The sequence below is a fragment of the Halomonas sp. genome, assembly GCF_031581305.1.
Taxonomy (GTDB): Bacteria; Pseudomonadota; Gammaproteobacteria; order Pseudomonadales; family Halomonadaceae; genus Halomonas.
Map to the genome: position 1 here is coordinate 1 of NZ_JAVLBC010000262.1, position 3711 is coordinate 3711.

Genomic DNA, 3711 nt, shown 5'->3' on the forward strand with positions numbered 1-3711 from the left:
CGAGAGGACGCGAGGGACAGCCGCGAGAGCAGCCCCAGGCCGAAGGCCACGGTCTTGCCCGAGCCGGTCTTCGCCCGGGCGATCACGTCGCGTCCCGCCAGCATCGGCGGCAGGCTCTCGGCCTGGATCGGCGTCATGGCGTCGTAGCCCAGCGAGGCGAGGTTGGCCAGCAGTTCCGGCGCCAGCGATAGCGTGGCGAAATCGGGAGAGGAATCAGACACGTGGATAAACCTGCAAAAGGAGGCGGGCACCGGAACAAGGCGCGAGGACGGCGGGAGCCGTCAAGCCGGGGCCGTGGGAGCGATAATCGGAGACAAGCAGGATAGCAGAAAGTGGCGAGCATCACCCGGCTCGGTGACGTTGTCACAACATTCGGAGCACGCCTCGCCGAGGGGGCTGCCCCGCTTTCGGGCAGGGCCATGTCTCAACGGCGCCCAATCCTCTATAGTCAGTGGCAGGGAGGGCTAATGCTACCCGTGACCATCACGCCACATGACGAGGAGGCCCGACGCGGATCATGTGCCTGGCGATACCCATGCAGATCACCCGCCTCGACGGCGACACGGCGCGCGCGGCGTCCCGCGGCATCGAGCGCGACATCGACCTGATGCTGGTCCAGGACCAGCCCCTCGCCGTGGGCGACTTCGTCATCGTGCATGTCGGCTACGCCCTCCAGCGACTGGCCCCCGAGGATGCCCTGGCGACCTGGCGACTGCTTGACGAGATGGACGACGCCACCCCCGCAGGGACGGACGACGGAGCCCTCGGACATGCATGAACTGAGCCTCTGCCGCTCGCTGGTCCGCCAGGCCAGCCGGGTCGCCGCCGAGCATGGCGCGCTAATCATACGCCGCATCTGCATACGCATCGGGCCGCTCTCCGGGGTCGAGGCCGCGCTGATGCGCGAGGCCTTTCCGCAAGCCAGCCGCCATACCGCCGCCGAGGGCGCGCGGCTGGAGATGGCCAGGTGTTCAGTCCGGGTGCATTGCCCCCACTGCCGGCAGGAGGCCGAGGCCAGCGTCAACGACCTGAGCTGCCCTCGCTGCGGGCACTGGCAGACCCGATTGACCGGCGGCGACGAGCTCCTGCTGGTCAGCGTCGACCTCGCCGACACCACTCCCCATCCGATCCCATAGGAGCCCCATCGTGTGCCAAACCTGCGGCTGCGCCCTTCCCGACCAACTGCAGCAAACCTCGAATGAGCATGACGTCCATACCGTGGAGGTGCTCGAGGGCTTGAAGGCCCACAACGACGAGGCCGCGCGCCATAACCGCCATCACTTCGACCGCGCCGGCCTGCTGGTCGTCAACCTGATGTCTTCCCCCGGCGCCGGCAAGACCCGCCTGCTGGAAGCCACCATCGAGGCGCTGGGTGACCGCTACCGACTGGCGGTGATCGAGGGCGACCTGGAAACCGAGAACGATGCCCGGCGCATCCGCGCCAGGGGCGTGCCCGCGGTCCAGATCACCACCGGCAGCGCCTGTCACCTGGATGCCACCATGGTGCATCGCGCGGCCCATGCGCTGCCGCTGGACACCCTGGACATCCTGTTCATCGAGAACGTCGGCAACCTGGTCTGCCCCGCGAGCTTCGACCTCGGCCAGCATGCCAACGTCACCCTGCTCTCGACCCCGGAGGGCGATGACAAGCCGCTCAAGTACCCGGTCATGTTCCGCTCAAGCGACCTGGTGTTGGTCACCAAGACCGATCTGCTGGCGGTCCTCGATGACTTCGACGTCGACGCCGTGGCGGAGCACATGCACCGGCTCGCCTCTACTGCCCCGGTGATGGCGCTGAGCAGCAAGTCAGGCCCGCTCGATGCCTGGCTCGAGTGGCTCGAAGCCAGCCTGGCCGAGCGACGCCGACCGGCCTTCCGCCCGGTGCCTCACGGCGAGGGCGCGTGCCTGCTGCCTCGTTCCCCGGGCCTCGCCTGACCCATGACGACCCCGTCTCCCGGCGACTGGCTGTCGCAGATACGCGCCCTGCCCCGGCCCCCCTCGGGCCGCCTGCGGATCATGAATGTCTGCGGCGGGCACGAGCGCACCATCACCCATGCCGGCCTGCGCAAGGTGTTGCCCGACTACCTGGAGCTGATCCCCGGGCCGGGCTGCCCCGTCTGCGTCTGCCCCGAAGAGGATATCCATGCTGCGGTGGCTCTCAGCCTCATGGACGACGTCATCGTCGCCACCTTCGGCGACATGGTGCGCGTGCCCTGCAATGCCCCCCGACGGGAACCGCGCTCCCTGCAGGCCGCCCGCGCCCTCGGTGGCCGGGTGGTCCCGGTCGCCTCCCCCGGCGAGGTGCTGGCCCTGGCCCACCGGCATCCGGACCAACGGGTGATCTTCTTCGCCGCCGGCTTCGAGACGACCACGGCGCCGATCGCCGCCCTCTTCTCGCGGACGGGCCTGCCGGACAACCTGCTGCTGCTGCTCAGCGCCCGCCAGACCTGGCCGGCCATCGCCCACCTACTGGAGGACGGCACGCCGGGCTTCGATGCACTGATCGCCCCGGGACATGTCGCCACGATCATGGGCGCCGAGCAGTGGCGCTTCGTGGCCGAGTCACACGGCCTGCCCACCGCCGTGGCCGGCTTCACCCCTGGCCTGATCCTGGAGGGCCTCCATGCGGTGCTCCGACAGGCGCTCGACCAGGCCCCCCGGCTGGACAACGCCTATCCGCAGTGCGTCACCGCCGACGGCAACCGCCGGGCGCAGGAGCTGATGGCCACGACCTTCGACATCACCGCCGCCGACTGGCGCGGTATCGGCTCCCTTCCCGACTCGGGCTATGCCTGCACGGACGCACTCGCCCACCGCGACGCGCGCCGGCAGTTTCCCGAGGTGTTCGAGGCGGCTTATGCCCGACGCGGCGAGATGCCGGCCGGCTGCGACTGCGCCGAGGTCGTGCTGGGGCGAATCCGGCCGCCGCAGTGCCGGCTCTATGGCAGCGCCTGCCATCCGGACCATCCGGTGGGGCCCTGCATGGTCTCCGAGGAGGGCGCCTGCCGGATATGGTGGGCGAGCGGCGTCCGGGCGGCGCAGGAACCGCCCTCCGGGCGGATTGCCGCCACCCCGGTCGACGATGCTCCGACCGAGAGCCCCCCCGACCAGGAGGCAAGGCGCTGGGTGCTAGCCGGCATTGTCCAGGGCGTGGGCTTTCGCCCCTTTGTCCAGCGCCTGGCCAGCCGGCTGGGGCTGTCTGGCCAGGTGCGCAACCGGGGCGGCGAGGTGGTGATCGAGGCCCAGGGCACCGTCGGTCGGCTTAAAGCGTTCGAGCGCGCCCTGCTCATTGATGCCCCGCGGCTGGCAAGCCCGCGCATCGCCCGCCGCGAGACGATCCCGGCGACGCTGAGCCCGCCGGACGCGGCCCGACCGTTCCTGATCCAGCCCAGCGACGACGAGGGCGAACAGGCGGGCCCGGTCCACCTGCCGCTGGATACCCCGGTCTGCCCGGACTGCCTGGCGGAGATGCACGCCCCCCAGGATCGTCACTACCGCTACCCCTTCACCCACTGCGACCAGTGCGGCCCGCGCTACAGCGTGATCGAGCGACTGCCCTACGATCGCGCGCGCACCAGCCTGGCGGCGTTCCCGCTCTGCCCGGCCTGCCGGCGGGAATACGAGGACCCGGAGAGCCGGCGCTTCCATGCCCAGTCGATCGGCTGCCCGCAGTGCGGGCCCCGTCTGACATTTGTCGAGGACTTCGTGGAG

At 70.2% G+C, this 3711-nt stretch carries 5 protein-coding genes; 4 read left to right on the top strand and 1 reads right to left on the bottom strand.

The annotated features are described in order from the left end of the window. A partial coding sequence (locus tag RI841_RS15370; protein WP_310706505.1) for a DEAD/DEAH box helicase occupies positions 1–221 on the bottom strand: 221 nt, incomplete at its 3' end. A 296-nt stretch (positions 222–517) separates the two neighbouring features. Between RI841_RS15370 and RI841_RS15375 the strand changes: the two genes are divergently transcribed. From RI841_RS15375 to hypD, 4 genes are all read left to right on the top strand, one after another. Further along, entirely contained in the window at positions 518–778 is a 261-nt protein-coding gene (locus RI841_RS15375; protein WP_310706506.1) for a HypC/HybG/HupF family hydrogenase formation chaperone, read from the top strand. Then, complete coding sequence (locus RI841_RS15380; RefSeq protein ID WP_310706507.1) at positions 771–1136, top strand: hydrogenase maturation nickel metallochaperone HypA; 366 nt, start codon at positions 771–773, stop codon at positions 1134–1136. Before RI841_RS15375 ends, RI841_RS15380 begins: the two co-directional genes overlap by 8 nt. A gap of 10 nt (positions 1137–1146) precedes the next feature. Then, complete coding sequence (hypB, locus tag RI841_RS15385) at positions 1147–1935, top strand: hydrogenase nickel incorporation protein HypB (RefSeq protein WP_310706508.1); 789 nt, start codon at positions 1147–1149, stop codon at positions 1933–1935. 3 nt (positions 1936–1938) lie between these two features. Then, a partial coding sequence (hypD, locus tag RI841_RS15390; protein ID WP_310706509.1) for a hydrogenase formation protein HypD occupies positions 1939–3711 on the top strand: 1773 nt, incomplete at its 3' end.